This window comes from Streptomyces sp. NBC_01716, from assembly GCF_036248275.1.
Lineage (GTDB): Bacteria > Actinomycetota > Actinomycetes > Streptomycetales > Streptomycetaceae > Streptomyces.
This window is the reverse complement of sequence record NZ_CP109181.1, coordinates 8337598-8361167: the sequence shown is the minus strand read 5'-3', so window position 1 is coordinate 8361167 and position 23570 is coordinate 8337598. Positions and strand designations below refer to the sequence as shown.

20 protein-coding genes and 2 pseudogenes are annotated in these 23570 nt (G+C 70.6%); 11 read left to right on the top strand and 11 right to left on the bottom strand.

Annotated features, from left to right (window positions below; translation table 11 throughout):
• Window positions 1-278: 278 nt before the first annotated feature.
• Window positions 279-674: pseudogene (locus OIE74_RS37160) on the bottom strand (hypothetical protein); the annotation flags it as partial.
• A gap of 349 nt (window positions 675-1023) precedes the next feature.
• Between OIE74_RS37160 and OIE74_RS37155 the strand changes: the two are divergent.
• From OIE74_RS37155 to OIE74_RS37140, 4 genes and pseudogenes are all read left to right on the top strand, one after another.
• On the top strand, window positions 1024-2868 hold the full coding sequence (locus tag OIE74_RS37155; protein WP_329391773.1) for a hypothetical protein: 1845 nt from the start codon (window positions 1024-1026) through the stop codon (window positions 2866-2868).
• Between the two features lie 136 nt (window positions 2869-3004).
• Window positions 3005-3830: pseudogene (locus OIE74_RS37150) on the top strand (nucleotidyltransferase domain-containing protein).
• Window positions 3831-3981: 151 nt separating this feature from the next.
• Window positions 3982-6039 (top strand): bifunctional aldolase/short-chain dehydrogenase, encoded by a 2058-nt coding sequence (locus OIE74_RS37145; protein ID WP_329391770.1) that lies wholly within the window; start codon window positions 3982-3984, stop codon window positions 6037-6039.
• 153 nt (window positions 6040-6192) lie between these two features.
• Window positions 6193-7641, top strand: coding sequence for a rhamnulokinase (locus OIE74_RS37140; RefSeq protein ID WP_329392571.1), 1449 nt, complete (start codon window positions 6193-6195; stop codon window positions 7639-7641).
• Between the two features lie 36 nt (window positions 7642-7677).
• Here the strand turns inward: OIE74_RS37140 and OIE74_RS37135 are convergent, their stop codons facing one another.
• Entirely contained in the window at window positions 7678-8415 is a 738-nt protein-coding gene (locus OIE74_RS37135; RefSeq protein WP_329391768.1) for a TetR/AcrR family transcriptional regulator, read from the bottom strand.
• A gap of 97 nt (window positions 8416-8512) precedes the next feature.
• On the opposite strand from OIE74_RS37135, the gene OIE74_RS37130 reads away from it, so the two are divergent.
• The gene (locus tag OIE74_RS37130) at window positions 8513-9376 is read left to right on the top strand and encodes an NmrA family NAD(P)-binding protein (RefSeq protein WP_329391765.1); all 864 of its coding nucleotides are present in this window, start codon (window positions 8513-8515) and stop codon (window positions 9374-9376) included.
• Window positions 9377-9397: 21 nt separating this feature from the next.
• On the opposite strand, the gene OIE74_RS37125 is transcribed toward OIE74_RS37130, so the two are convergent.
• Entirely contained in the window at window positions 9398-10180 is a 783-nt protein-coding gene (locus OIE74_RS37125) for a phosphodiesterase (protein WP_329391763.1), read from the bottom strand.
• Window positions 10181-10544: 364 nt separating this feature from the next.
• Here OIE74_RS37125 and OIE74_RS37120 point away from each other — a divergent pair, with 364 nt between their 5' ends.
• Window positions 10545-11489, top strand: coding sequence for a TauD/TfdA dioxygenase family protein (locus tag OIE74_RS37120; protein ID WP_329392570.1), 945 nt, complete (start codon window positions 10545-10547; stop codon window positions 11487-11489).
• Between the two features lie 73 nt (window positions 11490-11562).
• Here OIE74_RS37120 and OIE74_RS37115 read toward each other — a convergent pair whose 3' ends face one another.
• Complete coding sequence (locus tag OIE74_RS37115) at window positions 11563-11847, bottom strand: hypothetical protein (protein ID WP_329391761.1); 285 nt, start codon at window positions 11845-11847, stop codon at window positions 11563-11565.
• 160 nt (window positions 11848-12007) lie between these two features.
• On the opposite strand from OIE74_RS37115, the gene OIE74_RS37110 reads away from it, so the two are divergent.
• On the top strand, window positions 12008-13204 hold the full coding sequence (locus OIE74_RS37110; protein ID WP_329391759.1) for a PP2C family protein-serine/threonine phosphatase: 1197 nt from the start codon (window positions 12008-12010) through the stop codon (window positions 13202-13204).
• Window positions 13205-13303: 99 nt separating this feature from the next.
• Here OIE74_RS37110 and OIE74_RS37105 read toward each other — a convergent pair whose 3' ends face one another.
• The 4 genes from OIE74_RS37105 to OIE74_RS37090 all read right to left on the bottom strand — a co-directional run bounded on the left by OIE74_RS37105 (window position 13304) and on the right by OIE74_RS37090 (window position 17656).
• Window positions 13304-14224 (bottom strand): PRC and DUF2382 domain-containing protein, encoded by a 921-nt coding sequence (locus tag OIE74_RS37105; RefSeq protein ID WP_329391757.1) that lies wholly within the window; start codon window positions 14222-14224, stop codon window positions 13304-13306.
• Window positions 14225-14525: 301 nt separating this feature from the next.
• On the bottom strand, window positions 14526-16196 hold the full coding sequence (locus OIE74_RS37100; protein ID WP_329391755.1) for a glycoside hydrolase family 13 protein: 1671 nt from the start codon (window positions 16194-16196) through the stop codon (window positions 14526-14528).
• 342 nt (window positions 16197-16538) lie between these two features.
• Window positions 16539-17252 carry a GntR family transcriptional regulator gene (locus OIE74_RS37095; protein WP_443076327.1) on the bottom strand — a complete coding sequence of 238 codons (714 nt, stop codon included), beginning with the start codon at window positions 17250-17252 and terminating at the stop codon, window positions 16539-16541.
• Between the two features lie 80 nt (window positions 17253-17332).
• Window positions 17333-17656 (bottom strand): L-rhamnose mutarotase, encoded by a 324-nt coding sequence (locus OIE74_RS37090; RefSeq protein WP_329391753.1) that lies wholly within the window; start codon window positions 17654-17656, stop codon window positions 17333-17335.
• A gap of 189 nt (window positions 17657-17845) precedes the next feature.
• On the opposite strand from OIE74_RS37090, the gene OIE74_RS37085 reads away from it, so the two are divergent.
• The gene (locus OIE74_RS37085; protein ID WP_329391751.1) at window positions 17846-19204 is read left to right on the top strand and encodes a sugar porter family MFS transporter; all 1359 of its coding nucleotides are present in this window, start codon (window positions 17846-17848) and stop codon (window positions 19202-19204) included.
• A gap of 56 nt (window positions 19205-19260) precedes the next feature.
• The gene (locus tag OIE74_RS37080) at window positions 19261-20349 is read left to right on the top strand and encodes a mandelate racemase/muconate lactonizing enzyme family protein (RefSeq protein WP_329391749.1); all 1089 of its coding nucleotides are present in this window, start codon (window positions 19261-19263) and stop codon (window positions 20347-20349) included.
• On the opposite strand, the gene OIE74_RS37075 is transcribed toward OIE74_RS37080, so the two are convergent.
• Window positions 20350-20847 (bottom strand): hypothetical protein, encoded by a 498-nt coding sequence (locus OIE74_RS37075; protein ID WP_329391747.1) that lies wholly within the window; start codon window positions 20845-20847, stop codon window positions 20350-20352.
• Between the two features lie 210 nt (window positions 20848-21057).
• Here OIE74_RS37075 and OIE74_RS37070 point away from each other — a divergent pair, with 210 nt between their 5' ends.
• Complete coding sequence (locus tag OIE74_RS37070) at window positions 21058-21402, top strand: PRC-barrel domain containing protein (protein ID WP_329391745.1); 345 nt, start codon at window positions 21058-21060, stop codon at window positions 21400-21402.
• A gap of 82 nt (window positions 21403-21484) precedes the next feature.
• Here OIE74_RS37070 and OIE74_RS37065 read toward each other — a convergent pair whose 3' ends face one another.
• Entirely contained in the window at window positions 21485-21688 is a 204-nt protein-coding gene (locus tag OIE74_RS37065) for a cold-shock protein (protein ID WP_023543681.1), read from the bottom strand.
• Between the two features lie 325 nt (window positions 21689-22013).
• On the opposite strand from OIE74_RS37065, the gene OIE74_RS37060 reads away from it, so the two are divergent.
• Window positions 22014-22778, top strand: a complete 765-nt coding sequence (locus OIE74_RS37060) for a class I SAM-dependent methyltransferase (RefSeq protein WP_329391742.1) — start codon at window positions 22014-22016, stop codon at window positions 22776-22778.
• A gap of 9 nt (window positions 22779-22787) precedes the next feature.
• On the opposite strand, the gene OIE74_RS37055 is transcribed toward OIE74_RS37060, so the two are convergent.
• On the bottom strand, window positions 22788-23417 hold the full coding sequence (locus tag OIE74_RS37055; protein ID WP_329391740.1) for a DUF6629 family protein: 630 nt from the start codon (window positions 23415-23417) through the stop codon (window positions 22788-22790).
• Window positions 23418-23570: the final 153 nt, after the last annotated feature.

Here is a 23570-nt window from a genome sequence, read left to right as displayed (position 1 = left end):
TCCGAGACGGGGAACGACGGCGCGGAAGAAGTTATTCCGAGACGCCCGTCCCGCGATTAGCGGGGCAGCCTGCCCAGTTGCAACGTGTCGGCGAAGGAGTCGTCGGACCTGCGCCATTTCCCGGCGCCTTCCGACGGCTTTACATATGCGTACGCGTAACGGTACTCACTCTCCTGCCTCTCCTGCGCACGCCCGTACTCGTACTCCTGCTCCCCGGCGACGGAAGTCCGCCGGTAGGCGCCGTCGTCGGCGTACACGTCCTGGATTTCCGTCTCGTCGATCAGCGAGGGGCTGGCACGGTCCATCCGCAGCGCGTCAACGGATTCCGCGAGCAGTTCGTATTCCGTGGTTTCGTCGCGTGTGGCCACTCGAATGAGATGTCCCGCCGCCAGATGTTCCGCGACCCGGTCCTGATGGGCCCGATTGTCGCGCCAGGCCCGCAACATCTGTGGTACGTCAGGGACGTTGTCCGCCAGCGGGGCGAGTGCCTCGGCGGGAAAATTGTCGTTGTCGGGGCTCGGATCGAGACGCTCCGCAATCCATGTCGCCCGGTCCCGTAACCACCACAGTGCAAGAGACAGAGTGGGGGCGCGATACGTTCCCAGGGGTACGCCTATACGCTGACCGCCACTGACTCCGTAGGCGGTGACATGGCACAGGAATTCATCATGCACGGCCGCTCTCCTCGCACCGTTCATTGGTGGCCCGGTGGCCTGGGACATATTGCAGGATACTGACGGTGCACGGCGGCAAGGGCGATTCCCGGAGAGCAGAATCAATGATCTTTGGGAGCGCCCCAACGTATTATTATGTAGTTCGCAGACTCACTGTCACGGCATCATTCTGGCCAGATTTCTTGTGCGCCAATCCCTCTTCATGGCCGAATTTCGGTTCGACCGCGGGAGTCGGGCCGCGCGGGGCGGATACCGCGATCGTTCCCAACCGCCTTGCACGGCACCGACCTTGACGTTCACTGTATGAAGTAGCAGTGGGAGACTGCGGCACAACACCACAGGGGGGCACATGGCCACGGGCAGAGACAGTGACGAGAGAGGTACGGGCGGGGGCTCCGGCTCCGAAGCCGGCAGCGACCCGGATACTTCGGCTACGGGCGCCGGCGAACCCAGCGACGCCGTACCGCCGTCGGTACCGGCGCAGCCGCTGACGCCACCGCCGCCGGCCTCACCGCCCCCGACGCGACCCGACCAGCCCCCGGTGACACCGCCGCCACCGGCCCAGCCGCCCGCCTTCGGCTTTCCGCCGCCCGCCGCTCCTCCCCAGCCCGTCGGTCCGCCGCCGGCGTCCGGTCATGTCGCCGCCGTCGCGCTCCTCAACCTGACCGGCCTGGGGCTCGGTTACGTCCTGATCCGCGACTGGCTCCGGGTCGGACTCAGCCTGGCCGCGACCGCGCTGTTCCTGCTGCTCGTGCTGCCCGCCGACACCAACGGCGCACCCGGACCGCTTGTCGCGCTGTACGCCCTGGTGCTGATCGCCGCGGCCGTCGACGGCGCGCGGCGCGCCCGAGTCCCTGTCGCACGGCCCCCGTTGGTGCTCCCCGCTCTGCGGCCCGCCCTGGCCGTCGCCGTGGCCCTGGTCCTGCTCGTGATACCCGTGGGCGGGGCCGTCGCCTACGACGCGGCCCAGGACGAGGCCGTCGAGCGGATGCTTCTCGACCGGCTCGCCGTGGCCGACAAGAAGGTCGAGGCGACGCGCGAGGGCAGCGGCACCAGCAAGGACAAGAGTGCGGGCTTCACCGCCGCCCTCACGGTCTACCGCGAACTCGGCGAGAACGAGGGGGATTCGAGGGCGGGCAAGCTCGTGCCGAAGCGGCTCACCACGTTCTACAACGCCGTGTCCGTCCCTTATACGGAGAAGAACTACTGCGACGCCGTCGACGCCCTCGCCTACCTGCGCGACGTGCCCGATTCGATCGGCGCCGACCTGCTCGGCGAGCTGGCCAAATGGCCCGACCAGCCGCTGGCCACCTCGCTCCTGGAGTGCGGGAAGCTGGGACTGGCGTCGAGCAAGCCGGTCTCCGACCGGGGTGACCTGGCCGAACTCATCTCGCTGTTCCCTGAGTCGGAGCAGGCGGCGGCGGTGAAGCCGGCCGTGACCGCCGCGATCAAGGACCGCTCCGGGAAGCTGGGCGGAACCGATCCCTGCTCGACCACCACCGAGTTGGAGAGCATCTCCACGATGGTCGGCACCTTCGAGACGGACACGGCCGCGCTCAAGAAGACCGCCGCGTCGGCCGTGGAGTCGGGGACATACGCCTGCGGTGTCGACCAGTTCAAGGACAAGGACTTCGAACTCGCCCTGGAGACGCTGACCTCGTTCAGGTCCACCTACAAGGACAGTTCACGCAGGGACAGGGCGCGGGACATCGCCATCGCCGCCGAGATCGCCACGGAACGCGGCGCGGCCGGCGACCGTCTGCCGCCCGCGAACGCGCCGGGCGGTCCCCGTCTCGAAGTGGTGATCAGCAACGACGCGTCGGACGCGGTGGAGATCCTCTACACGGGGCCCGTGACGGGCACGGTCAAGATCAAGGCGTGCGGCGGCTGTGTGAACTACTCCAGCTACGACGCCGTGGACAGGGCCTGCAAGGACTCCGGCAAGAACTACCCGAGGAAGACGCTGCGACTGCCCGTGGGTGACTACCACTTCCTCCTGAAGCACTCCGGGGACGCGGCGGACGACGTCACGAGCACGACGGACGGGATGTCGATCGATCCCGGCTACTCGTACACGTACTGCAGCTATGTCGTCGAGACCGACCCGTTGGGCTCCATCCCGCCGCTCGTCCCCGACCTCCCCGACCTGCCGGACATTCCGCTGCCGCCGCTGGAGCCGCTGCTGTCCAGGTAGGACGTGCTCACCTAGGATCTCCGGCATGGGTATGACCTGAGCACACGAACGTGGTCCGAGACCACGCCCCGGCCGCCCGGCAGCCACCGGGCCGCGTTCGTGTGCCGTCACCCAGACCCAGGAGAGACCTTCCCTCATGCGTTACGTATCGCCCTCCCCTGTCCTGAACCGCCGCGTAGAGCTGCTGCGTGAGCTCGCCGAGGCCGAACCGCGCCTGGACGGTGTGCTGTTGTACGGGTCCTGGACCCTCGGGGAGTCGGACGCGCACTCCGACATCGACGCGTATCTGTTCGTACGGGACGCGGACGCGGAGAGCTTCGACGGACGGGAGTTCGTCAGGCGGCTGGCCCCGCTGAAGCTGGCCCACACCAATATGCACGGCATCCTCGCCGTCGTCTTCGAGGACCTGATGCGCGGGGAGTTCCATGTCGACGCGGCGGGGACCGGCATCGATCTGATCTCCTCCTGGGAGGGGGCGGTGCATCTTCCCGACCCCGAGTCCGCCGTCCTGCTCGACCGAGGCGGGCGGCTGACCGCCGCGGCCCGGCGGCTCGCCGAATTCCGCCCGCCGGAGCCGGTGTCCACGGCGCAGGAGCTCTGCGACGAGCTCGCCAACTGGACGCTGATGCTGGCGCATGTGGCCGCGCGGGGCGAGACCGCCCGCGCGTACAACCTGCTGCATGCCGTCGTCTCACCGCTCCAGCTGAAGCTGTGCCGGCTGCTGCGCGGTTCCACGGCGCACTGGCTGACGCCGAGCCGCGCGCTGGAGCGGGACCTGCCGGAGGCCGACCGCGCACGCCATCTCCGCACGACCGGCGGGGCGCGGCCCGCCGAACTACGGTCGGCGGCGGTGGAGCTGGCGGTGGAGCCGGGACCTGGCGGCCGAGGCCTCGGCGCGCTGGGGCACCGGGCTGCCGCTTCAGCTGCACGACGAGATCGCGGAGTTGCTGGCCAGGGGGTGACGGGAGCGGGCGGCGTCTGACCTGGAACGGTTCAGTCCGCGCGGCAGTAGTTCTCCGAGGACTCACCCAACCTTGACACGCGTCGGCGCCGCCGCCTACCTTCTCAATGAATCGATTCATTCATCGATCTGGGATCGAAGGAAGCCTCTTGATGACGCCCTCCCCCGAAGCCGGTCAGCCCCTGCCCGCCGCCGAACTCCTCGCGCGTTCCCACCGCCTGGGCGCGGACCCGCGCAACACCAACTACGCGGGCGGCAACACCTCCGCCAAGGGCCTGGCCCCCGATCCGGTGAGCGGCGCCGACACGGAACTGATGTGGGTGAAGGGCTCCGGCGGGGATCTGGGCACCCTCACCGGGCCGGGGCTCGCGGTGCTCCGGCTCGACCGGCTGCGCGCGCTCGCCGAGGTGTATCCGGGCGTGGAGCGCGAGGACGAGATGGTCGCCGCCTTCGACTACTGCCTCCACGGCAAGGGCGGCGCGGCTCCCTCCATCGACACCGCCATGCACGGTCTGGTGGACGCCGCGCATGTCGATCATCTGCACCCCGACTCCGGCATCGCGCTCGCCTGCGCGGCCGACGGCGAGGCTCTCACGGCGGAGTGCTTCGGCGACCGGGTGGTGTGGGTGCCCTGGCGCCGTCCCGGCTTCCAACTCGGCCTGGACATAGCCGAGATGAAACGGGCCAACCCGCAGGCGATCGGCTGTGTGCTCGGCGGCCACGGCATCACCGCGTGGGGTGACACCTCGCGGGAGTGCGAGGAGAACTCGCTGAGCATCATCCGCGAGGCCGAGGAGTTCCTCGTGAAGCGAGCGGGGCCGGAGCCGTTCGGCCCCCTCCTGGAGGGGTACGGGGCGCTGCCCGACGACGAACGGCGTGCCCGCGCTGCGGAGTTGGCCCCGCTGCTGCGCGGACTGGCCTCCACGGACCGGGTCCAGGTGGGTCACTTCACCGACAGCGCGCCGGTGCTGGACTTCCTGGCCCGCGCGGAACACCCGCGGCTCGCAGCCCTCGGCACCTCCTGCCCGGACCACTTCCTGCGTACGAAGGTCCGGCCGCTGGTTCTCGATCTGCCGGCCTCCGCGCCGCTCGACGAGGTGACGGCCCGGTTCGCCCGGCTGCACGAGGAGTACCGCGCGGAGTACGCCGCCTACTACGACCGGCACGCGGACGCCGACTCGCCGGCGATGCGGGGCGCCGACCCGGCGGTCGTGCTGGTGCCGGGCGTGGGCATGTTCTCGTACGGCAAGGACAAGCAGACGGCGCGGGTGGCCGGCGAGTTCTATCTCAACGCGATCAATGTGATGCGGGGTGCCGAGGGCGTCTCCTCGTACGCGCCGATCGACGAGGCGGAGAAGTTCCGTATCGAGTACTGGGCGCTGGAGGAGGCGAAACTCCGGCGGATGCCGGCTCCGAAGCCGCTGGCGGCCCGGGTCGCGCTGGTGACCGGCGGCGGGTCGGGTATCGGGAAGGCCATCGCGCACCGGCTGGCGGCGGAGGGCGCGTGCGTCGTGGTCGCCGATGTGAACGCGGCGGGCGCGGCGGAGGTCGCGGGTGAACTGGGCGGCCCGGACCGGGCGTTGGCGGTCACCGTCGACGTGACGGACGAGGAGGCCATCGCCGCCGCCTTCCGCGAGGCCGCGCTCGCCTTCGGCGGGGTGGACCTGGTCGTCAACAACGCCGGCATCTCGATCTCGAAGCCGCTTCTGGAGACGACCGCCCGGGACTGGGACCTCCAGCACGACATCATGGCGCGCGGCTCGTTCCTGGTCTCACGGGAGGCGGCGCGCGTGATGACCCGTCAGGGGCTCGGCGGGGACATCGTCTACATCGCCTCGAAGAACGCGGTGTTCGCGGGCCCCAACAACATCGCCTACTCGGCGACGAAGGCCGACCAGGCTCATCAAGTGCGGCTGCTCGCGGCGGAGTTGGGTGAGCACGGGATCCGGGTCAACGGGGTGAACCCGGACGGGGTGGTGCGCGGGTCCGGGATCTTCGCGGCGGGCTGGGGGGCGCAGCGGGCCGCCGTGTACGGGGTGCCTGAGGAGAAGCTGGGTGAGTTCTACGCCGGGCGGACGCTGCTCAAGCGTGAGGTGCTGCCGGAGCATGTGGCGAACGCGGTGTTCGCCCTGACGGGCGGCGACCTGACGCATACGACCGGGCTGCACATTCCCGTCGACGCGGGTGTCGCCGCGGCGTTCCTGCGTTGAGGCGCTGAGAGGGAGTTGGGGGGCACCGCCGTGTCGTACGGCAGCGAAGCACAGGGGACGGAAGCGCGGGCGGCTGAGGCGCGGGCCGCCGCCCCGGGCGCGGACGCCCCGGTCTTCGTCGCCGTCGACCTCGGCGCCACCAGTGGGCGGGTGATGGCGGGGCGCGTGGGTGGGTCCGGCGGGTCCGGCCGGCCTGGCGGGTCCGATCGGGGGGCGCTCGACCTCATCGAGGTCCATCGCTTCCCGAACCGGCCGGTGCGGCTGCCGGGCAGCCTGCGCTGGGACGTGCTCTCGCTCTTCCAGGGGGTGCTCGACGGTCTCGGCCGGGCGGCCCGTACGTACGGCGGCATCGCCTCGGTCGGCATCGACAGCTGGGCGGTGGACTACGGACTGCTGGACGCGGACGGCCAGTTGCTCGGCAATCCGCACCACTACCGGGACACCCGTACCGAGGGGGTCGGTGAGCGGGTCTGGGGGACGGTCCCGGCCGGGGAGCTGTACCGGATCACCGGATTGCAGCATCTGCCGTTCAACACGGTGTTCCAGCTCGCCGCGGCCTCCGGGAGCTCTCAACTGGCGGCGGCCAGAACGCTGTTGATGATTCCCGATCTGCTGACGCACTGGCTCACTGGCAGTGTCGGGGCGGAGGCCACGAACGCGTCCACCACGGGCCTGTTCGACGCGCGCGCGGGTGACTGGTCGCACGAGCTGATGGGCCGGCTGGGCATCGACCGGAGCCTTTTCCCGGCCATCCGGCGGCCGGGGGACACGGCGGGGACGCTGCTGCCCTACGTGGCGGCCGAGACCGGGCTGCCGGAGTCCACTCCGGTCACGGCCGTGGCCTCGCACGACACGGCTTCGGCCGTGGCCGCCGTCCCCGCGACCGGGCCTGGCTTCGCGTACGTGTCGTGCGGTACGTGGTCACTGGCCGGTCTTGAACTGACCGAGCCGGTGGTCACGGAGGCTTCCAGGGCCGCGAACTTCACCAACGAGCTGGGGCTGGACGGCAGTTACCGATTCCTGCGCAACGTGATGGGGCTGTGGCTGCTGTCGGAGAGCCTGCGCACGTGGGGGGAGCGTGGGCTGCCCGCCGATCTGGCGCCGCTGATGGAAGGGGCGGCCCGGTCGCGGCCGTTCGCCGCGCTGGTCGACCCGGACGATCCGTCGTTCCTCACCCCGGGTGACATGCCGGCCCGCATCGCGGCGTACTGCGCCCGCACGGGCCAGCAGCCGCCCGCCGACCGGGCGGCGACGGTCCGTTGCGTCCTGGAGAGTCTCGCGCTGGCGCACCGCGCGACGCTGCGCGCGGCGGCCGAGCTGTCGGGCACCGACATCCGCGTGGTGCATCTGGTGGGTGGCGGCAGCCGTAACGAACTGCTCTGCCAACTGACCTCGGACGCCACGGGGTTGCCGGTGGTGGCGGGCCCGGCCGAGGCCACCGCGCTCGGCAACGTCCTCGTCCAGGCACGCGCCCAGGGCCTCGTCGGAGACCGCGCTGACATGCGCCGCCTGGTGGCACGAACGCAACGGCTGCGCCGGTACGAGCCACGCGGCGACGCGCGGGCGTGGTCGGCGGCTGCGGCGCGGATCGGACTCGACTGAGCGGACCCGGCTGAACGGGCCCGGCCGGGTGCGGGATCAGCTTTCGACGGCCCGGTCCAGCCACTCGGACAGCAGTGCGCGCTCGATGTCGGTCAGCTTCGGCAGCCGGGGCACCACGGTCCGGAACGCGACGGCGGCCGCCGTCGTGCTGTCCCCGGTGGGCGCGGGGGCGGGCTCGGCGGCGGGCTCGGGCCCGGCGGGCCGGGTGAGGATCGACCGCGTCACCATGTCGTACATCGCGTCGGCGAGGCCGGGGTCCCGCTCCTGCGGCGGCATGGCGAGCAGGGTCAGTACGGCGCCGGTGCCCGCGGCGTGGATGAGTTCCACGGCGCGGTGCTCGGCGACGCGGAGCCGGCCGGTCGCCGCGACTCGGCGTACTCGTGCGCGCAGGACCTCCAGCCCCGCGGACGTCGCCGGTGAGCGGGAGGCGCGGCCGGGGGCGACGAGCAGGCCGAACAGTGCGGCGTTGGCCAGGCCGAAGCCGATGTGCACGTCCCACCCCGCCCGCAGATCCGCGACGGGGTCGCCGCTGTCGTCGGCGAGCGCCTTCCCCGCGACGTACGCGGCGAAGACATGCTCGGCGACGGCGTCGAGCAGGCCGTCCTTGTCGCCGAACAGCCGGTAGATCGTCGGCGCCTGTACGCCGGCGGCCTGGGCGACACCACGGGTGGTGACGGCGGCCGGACCCTGTTCGCGCAGGAGCCGCGCCGCGACCTCCACGAGGTTCGCGCGCGTCTCGCTTCTGCCGGTCCCGCCCTGCTTCGTCTCCACCATGTGTTCAACGATAACGCATCGACGTTATCGATGTACTATCGTCGGAATCACTACCACGCTTCCATCGATAACAATGGCGACGACGTAAGGACACATCATGATCATCATCACCGGCGCCACCGGCCGCCTCGGCTCCAAGGTCGTCCAGCGGCTGCTCGACCGGATCCCCGGGGAGGAGGTCGGCGTCAGCGTGCGCGAGCCGGACCGCGCCGCCGGTCTTGTCGCACATGGTGTTCGCGTGCGACGCGGCGACTTCACCGACCCCGGCTCTCTCGCCGAAGCGTTCGAGGGCGCCACGCAGGTGCTCATCGTCTCGGCGGGCGTGACCGGAGACGCGGCCATCGCCCGGCACACCGCGGCGATCGACGCCGCCCGCGCGGCCGGGGCCAAGCGCGTCCTGTACACCAGCCACCAGGGTGCCGCCCCCGATTCGCTGTTCGCGCCGATGCCCGACCACGCCGCGACCGAGCGGTACCTGGCGGCGACGGGCACGCCTTTCACGTCGCTGCGGAACGGGTACTACGCGAGCACCGTCCCGCTCCTCCTGGGCCAGGCACTCGAAACGGGCGAACTCGTCGCACCCGCCGACGGGCCGGTGACATGGACCACGCACGACGACCTCGCCGAGGCGACGGCGGCCATCCTCACGGACGAAGGCCGGTTCGACGGCGCGACCCCGCCACTGACCGCGCCGGAGGCGCTCGACCTCGAAGACATCGCCGGCATCCTCACCGAACTCACCGGCCGCACCGTCCGCCGTGTCGTCGCCGACGACGAGGAATGGATGGCGGGCCTGATCGGACACGGCGTACCCGAGGACCGGGCGAACCTGCTGCTGGGCATGTTCCACGCGTCGCGCCGCGGTGAATTCGCCACCACCGGACCGGTGTTGACGGACCTGCTCGGTCGCGACGCCACGCCGATACGCTCCTTCCTCGCGGAAACCGTCACCCCGCGCTGAGCGTCCCGGCGGCGTGGGCTCTCAGTAGCCGGCGAGCGGGGCCGCCGCGTGGCTGACGGGCACGGTGTGGGTGACCCATGACGTGCCCGCGAGCAGGTGGAGGAGGAAGGACGTCGGCTCGGGCAGATAGCCGGGGACACCTTCGCGCAGGGCCAGTCCGCTCTGGAGATGGGTGCTCGGGGCGACAGCGAGGGTGCTGTTGGCGTACGTGGTCGTGACCGGGCGGTGGACATGGCCCGCGAGCACACGAGCCACGTTCGCGTGCCGTACGAGCACCTCGGCGAACGCGTCGCCGTCGGCCAGCCGCATCCCGTCCAGGAAGGGAATGCCGACAGGCACCGGCGGGTGGTGCAGACACACGAACGCCGGAACGTCCCGCCTGCGGGCCAGGACCTCGTCGAGCCAGGCGAGTTGGCCCGCGCCGAGACGTCCGCCGCCTTCGCCGGGCACGGAGGAGTCGAGGGCCACGACGGTGAGCCGGGGCAACTCGGCCGCGTAGTACGCCTCGTGGGCCCCGCCCATCAGCGCGGTCCCGCCGAACTCGTCGAGCAGTGCGGCGGGTTCGTCGTGATTGCCCGTCACCAGGAACAGCGGCAGCGGGAAGCGTCCGATCACCTCGCGCAGGACCGCGTACTCGTCCGGCGCTCCGCGCTCCACCAAGTCCCCGGTGATCACCACGCAGTCCGGCCGTGGATCGAGCACGAGTACCCGGCCGAGCGCCCGGCTCAGCCCTTCGGCCGGTGCACCGCCCCGTGGGCCGGTCCTGAGGTGCGGGTCACTGAGGTGTGCGACGGAGAGGGCCATACGCACACCCTGCCCGTGCCTGCCGAACCCCGGCGTCCGTTCCGCTTATGTCGCCGGGACAATGGCTGAGGTACGGTGCCTGTCATGGGTCCGTACTCGAACTACCGTGCAGTGGAGCCGCGTCACAGCGGTCCCCGCGGTGAGTGCGCGCCGCGCGGCCTCAGCTTTCTGCTGCGCCGCGGCCGGGTGGGATCCCCGCCCGCCTGTTGCTGTCGCTGTCGCTGACCTTCGGTAGCGCCCGCCTCCGTTCCGTCACGGTCCTGACGGCCGCTGCCCGGACGGACCCGACACCCGCGCCCCCGCGCCGCTGCGGGCCGTCCTCCTTCCCCACCGGTTCGTACTCCCGAGGAGCCTCGTGACCACCATCGCCCCCGTATCCGCGTCCAACGCTTCGGTCGTTCCCGCCCTCCGGCATCCCCATGTCCCCGCCGACGGACTGTACGAGGGGCAACGGGAGCTGCGCCGTGTTCCCGAGGGCTGGGAGGACCGGCCGTACGAACTCTTCGAGCTCGTCCCGCAGTCCGCGACGATCGGCGCCGAGATCCGGGGCCTGGATCTGTCGGTCCCGCCGTCGCCCGCGCTGCGGGACGAGCTCAACCGGGCCCTCCTGGAGTGGAAGGTCCTCTTCTTCCGGGGGCAGCGTCTGACCTCCGACGCGCAGCGCGCTTTCGCCGTCGCCTGGGGCGAGTTGGAGACCAATCCGCTGGTGGCGACGGCCGGGGACGCGAAGGACGTGGCGCGCTTCGACCGTACGGCCGTCCCGACCTTCGAGAACGTGTGGCACACGGACGTCACGTTCCGGGAGCGGCCCGCGATGGGCGCCGTACTGCAGCTGCGTGAGGTGCCGCCCGCCGGGGGCGACACCCTGTGGGCCGACATGGCGGTGGCGTACGACAATCTGCCGCGCGATGTGAAGGACCGTATCGACGGCGCCCGTGCGGTTCACGACTTCGTGCCGGGCTTCGCGCGGTACTCCCCCGCCGAGCACCTGGCCAGGTTCCAGGACGTCTTCCCGCCGGTGGAGCACCCGGTGGTGCGTACGCATCCGGAGACGGGCCGGCGGATGCTGTTCGTCAACACGTCGTTCACCACCCGGATCGTGGGGCTCCCGCGGGAGGAGAGCGACCGTCTGCTGCGGCTGCTCTTCCAGCAGGCGCATGTGCCGGAGTACCAGGTCAGGTTCCGCTGGCAGGCGGGCGACATCGCCTTCTGGGACAACCGCGCCACCCAGCACTACGCGGTCGCCGACTACGGCACGCACCGGCGGATCGCCGAACGGGTCGCCATCGCGGGCGACCGCCCGTACTGATCCGCCTCGCGTCCGATCGCCGCCCGCCGCCCGCCGCCCGCCGCCAGAGGTGCTCCGCCGGCCACGGCGACCGCTACGGCTTCTCCGTGAGACCGGCGATGCGCTCGCGGTAGGCGGCGATCTCACGATCGGTGAGGGCGAGGCGGCCGGGCCCGGCCTCGTTGGCGGCCAGGAAGGGCGCCTGCTCCATCGCGCGGTACAGCGGGCCCGGCAGATTGAGCAGAAGCTGGCCCTGCTCGGCCGTCTCGATCACCATCCACGAGTTGCGGTCGGCGGCGCCTTCGCCGACGACGTTCGGCTCGATGGTGCTGGCGGCGATGACGGTCAGGACAGGGGGGATCGGTGTCTCTTCACTCATGCCCCCTCCCTATCAGGGCGGCTCCGGCGCTGCCCAGCGATCGTGGCGCGTCACCCCTGACACAGCCCGTCCGGCCGTCCGGCCGTGCGTACGGCCGCATGCACCGACCGGGGCCGATTTGCGATGCTGGTAGGAGCCTGCCATTGAGGAGGCGGTCGCCATGCCGAGTGAGAACGCGGGCCCGGACCCCGGTGAGCAGCTGTTCGAAGAGTTTCTCGCCGAAACGCACACCGCGGCCCCGACGGAGCTGCCGGAGCTGGTGAACCGCTGCGCCACGGCGATGGGAATCGACCGGATCGTGGTCTATCTGGTCGACATCCAGCAGCGGCACCTCGTCCCGCTCACCGAGGGGATGCCCAGTCTCGACGTGGACTCCACGCCGGGCGGGCAGACGTATCGCTCCCTCAACCTGCGGATCGAGGAGTCGGAGGGCCGGGGTCTCACGGCCTGGCTGCCCTTGATCGACGGGGCGGAGCGCCTCGGCGTGCTCGGTGTGAGCGCGCCCGCCATCGACGCGGTACGCCTGCGCCGCTGCCGGATGGTCGCGGCCGTGCTGGCCATGGCTATCACGTCGAAGCGGTCGTACAGCGACAGCCTGGTGCGGCGGTCCCGCACCGAGCGGATGGAGCTGCCGGCCGAGATGCTGCGCGCCTTCCTGCCACCCCGGACCATCGGCAACGCCGACGCGCTGTCGACGGCGGTGCTGGAACCCGCGTACGAGGTCGGCGGCGACGCCTACGACCACTCGCTGACCCGGACGAGCCTGCATGTCGACATCTTCGACTCGATGGGCCACGACCTGGCGGCGGGCCTGACCACGGCCGTCGCGCTGGCGGGCTGCCGGGCCGCCCGCAGGGACGGCGGGGATCTGCTGGAACTGGTGGACACCGTCGATCAGGCGCTCGCGCGCTGGCTGCCCGACCAGTACTGCACCGGGATCGTCACCCAGCTGGATCTCGCGGGCGGTCTGTTCCGGTGGTGCAACTGCGGGCATCCTTCCCCGCTGCTGATCCGGGGGCGCTGTGTGCTCCATGGTGAGCTGGACCGTTCCCCCCAGCCGCCGATGGGACTGCGGGTGAGGTTCTGCGAGACCCTCCGGACGATCCACGAAGCACAACTGGAGCCCGGGGACCGGGTGTTGCTCTACACGGACGGCGTCGTGGAGTCGCGGCTGAGCGACCGTACGGAGTTCGGACTCGACCGTTTCACGGACTCCATCATCCGGGCGACGGCTGCCGGCGAGCTGGCTCCCGAGGCGTTGCGGCGGCTCATCCACTCGATTCTGGACGCGAGTGACAACCGGCTGCGCGACGACGCGACGCTGCTGCTGGTCGAATGGCGCCCGCCGCACGCCTGAGAGCCCCTTCGCGGGCGCGGAACGCGGCGCGGGTCCACTCGGACAACCGGTGGGCCCACGCCATGCGGTTCTTCCTGTGGCGGTCCTGGGGTCTGCCGCTCAGTGGCTGGGGCCCCGGCCGCCGCCACGTCCCCGCTCGTCCTGCCCGGGGGCGTCGAACTCGACCTGCTCCTTGCGGACGTCGGCCGAGACTTCCTTCTGCTCGGTGACCTTCTCGGTCTCCATGCGCACGCGCTCCACCGGCACGGCCTCCTTGCGGACGACCGCCTCCTCGGCGTGCAGGATCACCTCGGCCTCGGCGTTGCCCATGGGCGAGCGGCCGATGTTGCGGTCGCCCGGGTTGATGGGCTCGCGCACGATACGGACCTCCTCGTGGGTGACCGGCACGGTGGTGGTGACGTTCTCGGTCACCACGACCTTCCGGAGCCGTGCCCGGCCCGACTCGTGCTCCTCGGTGCCGACCCGCAGACGCTCCTCCGAACGCACCATTTCGTCTTCGCCGCCACCGGTGGCACCGGCGGTGGCGGCCTCGGGGGCCTCCGTACGACCGGTGGTCCCGGCCTGGGGGGTGGCCTCGGTGCGGCCCTGACCCGCTTCGCTCTTGGTTTCGCCACTCATGGTGTCCTCCCCGCCCCTGCCTTCCGTGGCCGCGGTTCCGGGTGCCTGGGTCATGCCCGGAGTCCCGCTGCGCCCGCTGGGACGGGCGAGGCCGTAGTGGTCGTACAGCTCCTGCTCCTGGGCGACGTCGAGATGCTCGTCGGCGTCCATACGGGGGGCGTCCTTGACCAGTTCCTTCGCGTGAGGGATCTGGAGACCGCTCTCGTCACGGGTCGCGCCGGCCAGCGGCACGAAGGACTCCTTCATGCCGAACATGCCGGTCTTGACGGTCACCCACTCGGCACGCCCCGTCTGGTTGTCGAGGTACGCCTGCTCGACACTGCCTATCTTCTCCCCGGCGGCGTCGTAGGCCGTCAGACCCGTGAGTTCACCCACGTGGTGGAAGACATCGTCGGCTGCCATCAGTGATCACTCCTTGGCGGCGAGCCGGCGGGGTCCGGTATCCCCGCGCGTCGGCTGACTCGCGTATTTCCATGCGGCACCTGCTGACGGCGGGCGGCAACCAGGGAAAACGCCCCTCTGGCCCGTCCGGGGGACAAAGGGGCGTCGGACGCGCCCTGCTGGGCTCGAAGCAGATCGCCGCGCGGGTTCAGCCATTCGGGTGACACCCGCCGGGGAGCGCCCGCCTGTGCTCACGCGTTGTACAGATACGACGACGGAAAGGAGCCGGATGATACCGACGAGGACGATACCGACGAATTGATCAGCCGCCTGTCGCCGCTGTCCACACGGCGGTGTCCGGGGCGATCACGCCCTCCTCCAGGCTGTCGCTGGCGAGCAGCACCTCGCCGTCCGGCAGCGGGAGAGAGCGTGCGGAGAGGTTGATCCGGCATTCGAACCGGCCCTTGCGGAAGGCCAGTTCGCCCTCCCGTGCGGGCAGCCAGCCGAACGACTCGTCGCCACGGAAGCGGGTGCGTATGGACACTGCCGTGCGGTACAGCTCAAGGAAGGAGTCGGGCCGCCCGGTCTGGGCCTCCACGGCGTGGTCGCCCCAGCCCTCCGGCTGAGGGAGCCAGCTGCCGCCGGGCCCGAAGCCGTGGCTGCTGCCCGTGCGGGTCCACGGGATGGGGATACGGCAGCCGTCGCGGCCCTTGGTGGTGCGTCCGGTCCGCTCCCACATGGGGTCGCGCAGCGCGTCGAGGGGCAGGTCGGAGACCTCGGGGAGGCCGAGTTCCTCGCCCTGGTAGAGGTAGGCGCTGCCCGGGAGTGCGAGGGTCAGGAGCGCGGCGGCCCTGGCCCTGCGGTGGCCGAGCGCGTCGTCCGGCGCGGGGTCGTTGCCGCCGCCGGACAGCCAGGCGCGGTAGTCGATGCCCTGGGGAAGGGAGTAGCGGGTGCGGTGGCGTACGACGTCGTGGTTGGAGAGCACCCAGGTGGGCAGGGTGCCGACCGCGCGGGCGCCGGTGAGGGAGGTGTCGATGACCGTCCTGAACTCCTCGGCGTCCCAGGGACAGCGCAGATGGAAGAAGTTGAACGCCTGATGGAGCTCGTCGGGGCGGGTGTAGAGGGGCAGCCGGGACGCGCTGACTCCCGCTTCGGCGACGGTGATACGGGGAGGTGCGTAGGAGTCGATGATCTTGCGCCAGGTCCGGTATATGTCGTGGACCTCGTCACGGTCCCAGAAGGGATGGTTCTCACCTTCGGGCGGGGAGTTCAGGGAGGCCGAGTCGCGTCCGCCGGTGTCCCGCAGGGGTTCCACGAGGTCCTTGCGCAGGCCGTGGGCCACGTCGATACGGAAGCCGTCGGCCCCGAGGTCGAGCCAGAAGCGGAGGATGCCCTCGAAATCGGCGAGGACGTCGGGGTTCTCCCAGTTCAGGTCGGGCTGCTCGGCGGAGAAGATGTGCATGTACCACTGGCCGTCCGGCACCCGTGTCCAGGCGCCGCCACCGAACTTCGACTTCCAGTCGGCCGGCGGCAGGCTCCCGTCCGGGCCCCGCCCCTCGCGGAAGATGAAGCGGTCCCTCGCCGGTGAGCCGGGGGGTGACGCGAGCGCCTCCACGAACCAGGGGTGCTGGTCGGAGCAGTGATTGGGCACGACATCGACGATGACCTTGAGACCGAGGCCGTGGGCGCGCCGCACGAGGCCGCGGAAGTCGTCGAGGGTGCCGTGGCGCGGGTCGACGCCCCGGTAGTCGGAGACGTCGTAGCCCGCGTCGGTCCAGGGCGAGGGGTAGAACGGGGTGAGCCAGAGGGCGTCGACGCCGAGACCGGCGAGGTGGTCGAGCCGGTCCGTGATCCCGCGGAGGTCGCCGATCCCGTCGCCGTCCGCGTCGGCGAAGCTCGGGACGTACACCTGGTAGACGACGGCTTCGCGCCACCAGTCGGGGGCGGGCCGGGACAGATGGCCGCCAGGGGTGTCGAGGGTGTTCGGGATCACGGGTGCCTCTCGTGCATGTCTTCGGGCCGGTGGTGCCAGTGGTGCGGGCGGTGCCTGGTGCGTAAGTGATGCGTGCGACGGGTGGTGTCTCGTACGGGAGACAGCCTGTCACCGGCGGGCGTCAGGCTGAAGGCCGGATCTTCGATGGTTACGGAAGGGACGTCCGGCGGAGCTCACGGACGTCGTCCCGGGGATCCGGGCCCGACACCGGGCCGGCCGCGACCTCGGGGAGTTCCGGCGGATGGCCGAGCGTGCGGGCGACGCTGCCCCGGCTCCGCCGTACAGAGCGAGCGTACACACCGGCTTCCGCCAGTCCCTCACGGTGCGGTCCGGGGCGGGCCGTCAGGCGTCCGGGCCCCGGCGGGTGCGCTGACGCTCCAGGCTGCGGCGCAGGTGATCCGTCATGGCCTCCGCCGCCCGGTCAGGGTTGCGGCGCAGGATCGCGCGCAGGATGCGGTCGTGCTCCGCGAGGGTCAGCGGGCCGGCGCCCGGGATGCCGCTGAGGCGGAAGATGTGCAGATGCGAGTGGAGCCGTTCCACCGCGTCCGCCAGCAGCGAACGGCCCGCCGCGCGCGCGATCGTGTCGTGGAAGCGCTGGTCGGCGGCAGCGAACTCGCGGTAGACGACATACCGATCGCCGGATCCCGGCCGGCCCCGCATTTCCTCCACCAGATTCTCGATGGCGTCGAGCTGCTCCTCGTCCGCGTTCACGGCGGCCAGGGCGGTCGCTCGCGGCTCCAGCAGCAGACGCATCTCGAACAGTTCCTCAAGGCCCTGCGGGGTGAGGAGCTCGGTCGCCCGGTAGCCGGCGAGCGAGCGCTTCGTGACGAGCCCGTCGGACTCCAGTCGCGCCAGCGCCTCGCGTACGGGTGTGGGTGACACCTCCAGCGTCCGGGACAGGGACTCGATGCCGACACGGGCGCCCGGCTCGATCTCGTGGTCCATGACCATCGCCTTGATGGCCTCGTACACGCTGTCGGCCAGCACCTGGCGCGGCGGTCGCGGGGCACCGGTGCCCTCCGTGCCCTCTGTCCGGCCGGAAATCGTGTCCGACAAGGTCAGGTCTCCTCATGCCGCGCGAGCTGTCCTCCGTATCCTATAGGGCTGGCCTCCACCGGGTTCGGAGTTCGACAGGGCTACTCCATGACGAAGACCTGCTCCATGCGGGTCCACCAGTCGTCCGGCCCCGCCTCGGGGACCGGCTCCTGGCAGGGATCGGTCAGCTTCCACCACTCCCGTGTCGCCTCGTCGGCGGCCATCGCCGCGAGATCGGCCGCCAGGTCGTCACCGTGGTACTCGAAGTAGGCGAAGAGCCGGTCGCCCAGCAGGTGGATCGAGTAGTTGGCGATCCGGCAGGCCCGCAGCCTGGCGAGTACGGGCTCCGGCACCGCCAGGTGAAGCTCCCGGTACTCCTCCAGCTTCTCCGGCCGCACCCTGATCACCTGTGCGATGCGCTGCATCAGCCCTCCACCACCGTCCGCCGCGGGAATCTCTACCAGCGGGAACCTATAGGAACAGCCTCACGCAGAGAAGCCCAGGAACCTGGGAAATTCCCGCCGCACAACGGTTGACGTGCGGCCGTGGCACATGGCTAACCTCCAGATGCTTCAGATTTCCTATAGGAAAATTCGGCTGCCTCTGGAGGCGTCATGGCCGCTCCCCCACCACTCCCCCGGTTCGTCAAAGCCGTCGCCGTCCTGGGCGGCATGGCCGGGCTGCTGTACGGATACGACTCCGGTGCCATCGCCACGGCCCTGCCCTTCGCCGCGGAACGGTTCGGTCTCTCCTCGACCGAACAGGGGCTGGTGACCAGCCTGATCCTGCTCGGCGCGCTGCCCGCGATCGTCGCGGGGTCCCTGGCCGCCAAACGCTTCGACCGCCGCCATCTGCTGCTCGTGGCCGGTGTCGTCTTCATTCTCGGATCGCTCGGCTGCGCGTTCTCCACCGACGTGGTGACCCTGCTGATATCCCGCTTCGTCCTGGGCCTCGCCGTCGGCCTGGCCAACATGTTCGGCCTGATCTATCTGACCGAACTGGCGCCGAAGCGCACCCGCGGGCTGATCAGCGCGCTCTACCAACTCAGCGTCAACGTGGGCATCCTGATCGCGTACGGCACCGGGGACGCCCTGCGCTCCTCCGGCTCCTGGGAGTGGATGCTCGGCCTGGGGGCGCTGCCCGCGGTCTTCTTCCTGGTCGGCATGGCCCTCAGCCCGGCGAGCCCGCGCTGGCTCATCCTGCGCGGCCGCGACGACGAGGCCCGCGCCGTCCTGCTGCGGCTGCGCACCTCCGAGAAGGAGGCCGACACCGAGGCCGGTGAGATCAGGCGGAGCCTCGGCCACCAGGAGGCCGGGCTGCGGGAGCTGCTGCACCGCTACCGCCCCGCCCTGAGCATCGGACTCGTACTGACCTTCTTCCAGGTCTTCACCGGCATCAACGCCGTCGTGTACTACGCCCCGACCGTCTTCGCCGAGGCCACCGGACACTCCGCCGACACCGGCATCATCGCCAACTACAGCGTCGGCGGCGCACTGGTCATATCGACCGCCCTGTCACTCCCGCTGATCGACCGGCTGGGCCGGGTGAAGCTGCTGGCGCTCAGTCTCGGCGGCCAGGTCCCGCCGCTGATCCTGCTCGCGCTGTTCCCGCACGCGGCGGCGCTCGACATCGTCTGCGTGTTCGTCTTCACCTTCGCGTTCGGGTTCGGACTCGGGCCCGTCTTCTGGCTCTACATCCCGGAGATCCTGCCGCTGCGGGCCCGCGCGCTGGGCATGGGCGTCGTCACCTTCACTCAGTACCTCTTCAACTTCCTCTTCTCACTGACGTTCCCGGACATCCTGGCGGCGATCGGCTTCTGGGTCTTCGGCATCTACGCCGCGATCTCGGCGGTGGGGCTCGCCTTCGTACTGACGCGCGTACCGGAGACGGCGAACCGCTCGCTGGAAGAGATCGAGGAGGACTGGCGCCGAAAGGACCGGGCCACTCCCCCGCCCGTCGCGACCGCTTCCTGAGGACCAGACGCGGCCACGCGCGACCACGCGCCACCGATAACGAAAGAAGCACCTCCATGAGCAGGATCAAGAGCGTCGACTGCGCGCTCGTCTTCATCGAGCCCGAGACACTGCGTACGGACGCCAGCCAGACGTTCGTACGCCAGGAGACCGTCCTCGTCACGATCGAGACGGACGACGGGCTGCGCGGCACCGGCTACTCCTACACCATCGGCACCGGCGGCAGCTCCGTCCTCGCCCTGCTGCGCGATCACCTCGCCGGCACATTGCCGGGCACCGACGCCCGTAACGTCGAGGCGGTCTGGGCGCGCATGCTCGCCTCGACCCGCGCGACCGCGTTCGGCGCGCTGACATCCCTGGCGCTGGCCGCCGTCGACACGGCCCTGTGGGATCTGCGCTGTCTGCGCGCGGGTGAACCGCTGTGGCGCTTGGCCGGCGGCGCGCACGAGCGGCTGCCCGTGTACGACACCGAGGGCGGCTGGCTCCATCTGCCCACCGGGGAACTGGTCGAGAACGCCAAGGCGGCCCAGGCCGCCGGGCTGCGCGGCGTGAAGCTCAAGGTCGGCAGGCCGAGCGCCGTCGAGGACGCCGAACGGCTCGCCGCCGTACGGGAGGCGACCGGGCCCGCCTTCGAGATCATGGTCGACGCCAACCGGTCACTGACCGGGGCCGAGGCGATCCGCCGGGCGCGTGCCTTCGAGCCGCTGGACATCGCCTGGTTCGAGGAGCCGCTGCCCGCCGAGGACGTCGCTGGCCATGTACGGCTCGCCCGATCGACCACCGTCCCCGTCGCCGTGGGCGAATCGATCTACAGCGTGGGCCACTTCGCCGAGTATCTGTCGGCCGGGGCGGCGGGCATCGTGCAGGTCGATGCCGCCAGGGTCGGCGGCATCACGCCCTGGCTGAAGGTCGCGCACGCCGCCGAGGCCTTCAACATCCCGGTCGCCCCGCACTTTCTGATGGAGCTTCACACGAGCCTGGCGTGTGCCGTTCCCGCCGGGATGTATGTGGAGCACATACCGCAGCTCGGCGCCATCACCCGTAGCGCGATGGTGATCGAGGACGGTTGTGTCGTGCCGCCCGAGACCCCGGGTCTCGGCATCGAGTGGGACGAGGACGCGATCGCGGATCTGCGCGTCGCCTGATCAGTCCGCCGCCGGGGCGGGGGCCTCGGCGGCGTCCGGTCCCGCGTGGGAGTAGAAGACGGACTTCTTCTGCTTGGTGCGGTGGGCCCCGGACTTGGCGACGAGCTGTTCCAGCGCGTTCCGTACGACATTGATGTCGGAGTTGCGCGCCGGGTGGTCCGCGGCCAGCTCGGCGGCGACCTCCGCGGCCGAGCGCGGCTCACCGTGCGCGGCCAGCAGTGTGCCCACCAACTGGGCGAGACTGGGCTGCTTCGCCGTACGCGGCCCCGGCACTCTCACGCTCGGCCCGGCGTCGGGGCTTGCGCCGTCGGTGAACACCCGGCGCACGCCGAGCAGCAGGGCGCGGTCCCGCTCCAGTGTCTCCAACTGGCTCTGAAGCGACTCGATCTCACCACGGAGGCGTTCCCGCTCCGCCACATTGCTTTCCAGGTCGGCGGCGACCTGGGCCTCGTACCGCGACTGGACGCTCGTGAACTCGGTGACGGCAGTGCCGGACATGAATGGCTCACTTTCTCTGTATGACGTCTGGGTGGCGCCCCCGGTTGCCCGTGATGGTACTTCTGCCGGCGTGTCCGCCCCGGAGCCGACCGTCGGGTAACACCTTGCTGAACCATGCGTGGTTGCTGGGTGGGCACGAGGGGCAAGTGCACTTTGAGCGGTGATCCCGCCGCGACAGTCGAAACGAGAGTGAGGGCCGGGATGGGTGACATGTGGGTATTCGCTGTCGAGTCGGGCCATGTGCCGGGTATGGACCTCACCGGTTACAGCGTCCATGCGACCGACGGAACGGTGGGCAGTGTGGACAGACAGTCCGAGGGCTCACCGTTCGAACACCTGGTGGTGGACACCGGGATGTGGGTCTTCGGAAAGAGTCTGGTCATTCCCGCCGGGCTGGTGACCTCGATCGATCCGGCCGCGCGGGTGATTCGCGTCGGCTGTACGAAGGCGACCGTCAAGGGTGCTCCGGTGTTCGAGCGCGATCACGACACCAGAGACCCCGCGTATCTCGGTGGCCTGAGCACCTATTACACCTCGCTGGTCACCACTTCCTGATACCTCGTCACGCACCGGTGCCCCGGCAGGACGCTGCCGGGGCACCGGCGGACACGGAGGTGTGTCCTTGGGCGAGATGTCCTCAGGCGGGGACGATGTTCTCCGCCTGGGGGCCCTTCTGACCCTGCGTGACCTCGAAGGTCACCTTCTGGCCCTCCTGGAGCTCACGGAAGCCCTGGGTGGCGATGTTGGAGTAGTGGGCGAAGACGTCGGGGCCTCCACCGTCCTGCTCAATGAATCCGAAGCCTTTTTCCGAGTTGAACCACTTGACGGTACCGCTGGCCATGTGTCCTCCAAAGGACTCATAACGGCCCCCGCACCGTGCGGGAACCGGAGGTGATCGCCCTGGTCCTCAGAGACGTTGAACAGCCGAATCGCCCGCGACTGTGATCACGGGCGACAAAGTACTTCGGAACCACGACAGCTAAAACTGACGCTACACGTCTCCTCGCTTCCAGACCACAGAAACGATCAAGCGTGACGTCCGACAACACCCGCACAGGGCAGTGACCGCACGCCGCGAGCCGCATTATGTCCTCCGGGAGAGGGAAGCGTCCGTGAATGTCCCCTCCCCGCGGGGCGTGTCGAAACTGTCGGTAGGGTGAGAGGTGATGTTCACCCCACAGGGCCCGACCCTTCGCGAACTGACCGTGCAGGCGCTCTCGTCGACCGAGCGTGGCTACGACCTGCTCGCGCCGAAGTTCGACCTGACCCCGTTCCGTACCCCGGACGGCGTGCTGGACGCCGTGGCCGACGCCCTCGGGCCCCTCGGCCCCTTCCGCGCCGGGCTGGACATCTGCTGCGGCACCGGAGCCGGTGTGGACGTCCTGCGGGAGGTGTGCGTCGAGCGGGTCACCGGTGTCGACTTCAGCGCCGGCATGCTGGCCACCGCCAGGTCCGCCGTACTGCCCAAGGGCGGGGCGGGCGGGGGCGGTTCGAGCGAGGGCGGTACCGGCGGGCCGGTCGTCGACTTCGTACGCGCCGACGCCCGCGCGCTCCCCTTCCGCCCCGCCTTCGACGTGGCGGTGAGTTTCGGCGCGTTCGGCCACTTCCTGCCGTCGGAGCGCCCCGCGCTCTTCACGCGGGTGCGTGAAGTCCTGCGGCCCGGGGGCGTCTTCGTCTTTCCCGTGCCGGCGCCGCCGCGCGTCGGTTCGCGGCTGTACTGGACGCTCTGGGGCTTCGACGCGGCGATGCGGGCGCGCAACGCGATGTGGCATCCGCCGTTCGTCATGTACTACCGCACCTTCCGGCTCGCCGACGTGATGGACGAGTTGACCCGTACGGGCTTCGAGGTGGATCTCGTCGCGCTCGACCGCCTGGGGCGGCGGCCTGACGGCAGCCCGCGCTGTCGCATGGTGGTCGCGCACCGGCCGTGAGCCCCGGCGTTACACCGCCGGGCCCGGGACTGCCGGGCGCCGCCAGGCCCAGCGGAGCATGACGAGGGAGGCGAGCGCGGCGAAGGCGCACCAGGTCGAGACGAACTCCATCCGCCAGATCACCGCGCAGATCACCGCTCCGGCGGCCACGAGGACGCCGAGCAGCCGCACCGTCCGGTCGGCCGCCAGCAGCAGCGCTCCGATGGTCGCGAGGAGGTAGCCGGCCACGGCGATCTCCGGCTGCGGCAGATGGACGGCGTATCCGATGGTGTGGCCGCGGATGTCGGCCGTCACCTCCCGGGTGGCCAGGTAGTAGGAGAGCACGCCCGAGGTGGCGACTCCGGAGGCGACGGGCACGGCCAGCCTGCGGCGGGAGCCCGGCGGCGAGGCGAGCAGTACGGCCAGGGGGATCCAGATGGCCAGCAGGGGCAGCGCGATGACGGCCCAGGCGGTGGTGGCGGGCCCCGCGCCGCCGCCGGAGTCCCATACGACGGCCTCGACGATCTGGTGGGCGCCCAGGAGCAGGGGCAGCGCGGCGAGCGGCAGATCGCGGACCCGGCGTACGCGGGCGACACAGACCGCTCCGATCGCGCTGATGAAGACACCAGCGGTGAGGTCGGCGGTCGCGCTCCAGCACATCGTGGCATCCAGGGACCGAAAGGGGCGGCGATGGTGTGATCACCGCATAACGGGTCCGATCGTACGGTTCCGGGGAGCGCCCGAGCGGGTGACACGGCTGTCAGACCCAGGCACGGAGGACCGGCGGCGGTCCGTCGGTCCTCCGTGGTGAGG

Bases quoted from the DNA above. Each gene is read 5' to 3' on its own strand.
- OIE74_RS37060 (WP_329391742.1), top strand. From the start codon at position 22,014: ATGTTCACCCCACAGGGCCCGACCCTTCGCGAACTGACCGTGCAGGCG.
- OIE74_RS37065 (WP_023543681.1), bottom strand. From the start codon at position 21,688: ATGGCCAGCGGTACCGTCAAGTGGTTCAACTCGGAAAAAGGCTTCGGA.
- OIE74_RS37135 (WP_329391768.1), bottom strand. From the start codon at position 8,415: ATGGTGGAGACGAAGCAGGGCGGGACCGGCAGAAGCGAGACGCGCGCG.
- OIE74_RS37155 (WP_329391773.1), top strand. From the start codon at position 1,024: ATGGCCACGGGCAGAGACAGTGACGAGAGAGGTACGGGCGGGGGCTCC.
- OIE74_RS37140 (WP_329392571.1), top strand. From the start codon at position 6,193: ATGGCGGGGCGCGTGGGTGGGTCCGGCGGGTCCGGCCGGCCTGGCGGG.
- OIE74_RS37080 (WP_329391749.1), top strand. From the start codon at position 19,261: ATGAGCAGGATCAAGAGCGTCGACTGCGCGCTCGTCTTCATCGAGCCC.
- OIE74_RS37070 (WP_329391745.1), top strand. From the start codon at position 21,058: ATGTGGGTATTCGCTGTCGAGTCGGGCCATGTGCCGGGTATGGACCTC.
- OIE74_RS37130 (WP_329391765.1), top strand. From the start codon at position 8,513: ATGATCATCATCACCGGCGCCACCGGCCGCCTCGGCTCCAAGGTCGTC.
- OIE74_RS37075 (WP_329391747.1), bottom strand. From the start codon at position 20,847: ATGTCCGGCACTGCCGTCACCGAGTTCACGAGCGTCCAGTCGCGGTAC.
- OIE74_RS37145 (WP_329391770.1), top strand. From the start codon at position 3,982: ATGACGCCCTCCCCCGAAGCCGGTCAGCCCCTGCCCGCCGCCGAACTC.
- OIE74_RS37055 (WP_329391740.1), bottom strand. From the start codon at position 23,417: ATGTGCTGGAGCGCGACCGCCGACCTCACCGCTGGTGTCTTCATCAGC.
- OIE74_RS37085 (WP_329391751.1), top strand. From the start codon at position 17,846: ATGGCCGCTCCCCCACCACTCCCCCGGTTCGTCAAAGCCGTCGCCGTC.
- OIE74_RS37090 (WP_329391753.1), bottom strand. From the start codon at position 17,656: ATGCAGCGCATCGCACAGGTGATCAGGGTGCGGCCGGAGAAGCTGGAG.
- OIE74_RS37115 (WP_329391761.1), bottom strand. From the start codon at position 11,847: ATGAGTGAAGAGACACCGATCCCCCCTGTCCTGACCGTCATCGCCGCC.
- OIE74_RS37105 (WP_329391757.1), bottom strand. From the start codon at position 14,224: ATGGCAGCCGACGATGTCTTCCACCACGTGGGTGAACTCACGGGTCTG.
- OIE74_RS37110 (WP_329391759.1), top strand. From the start codon at position 12,008: ATGCCGAGTGAGAACGCGGGCCCGGACCCCGGTGAGCAGCTGTTCGAA.
- OIE74_RS37125 (WP_329391763.1), bottom strand. From the start codon at position 10,180: ATGGCCCTCTCCGTCGCACACCTCAGTGACCCGCACCTCAGGACCGGC.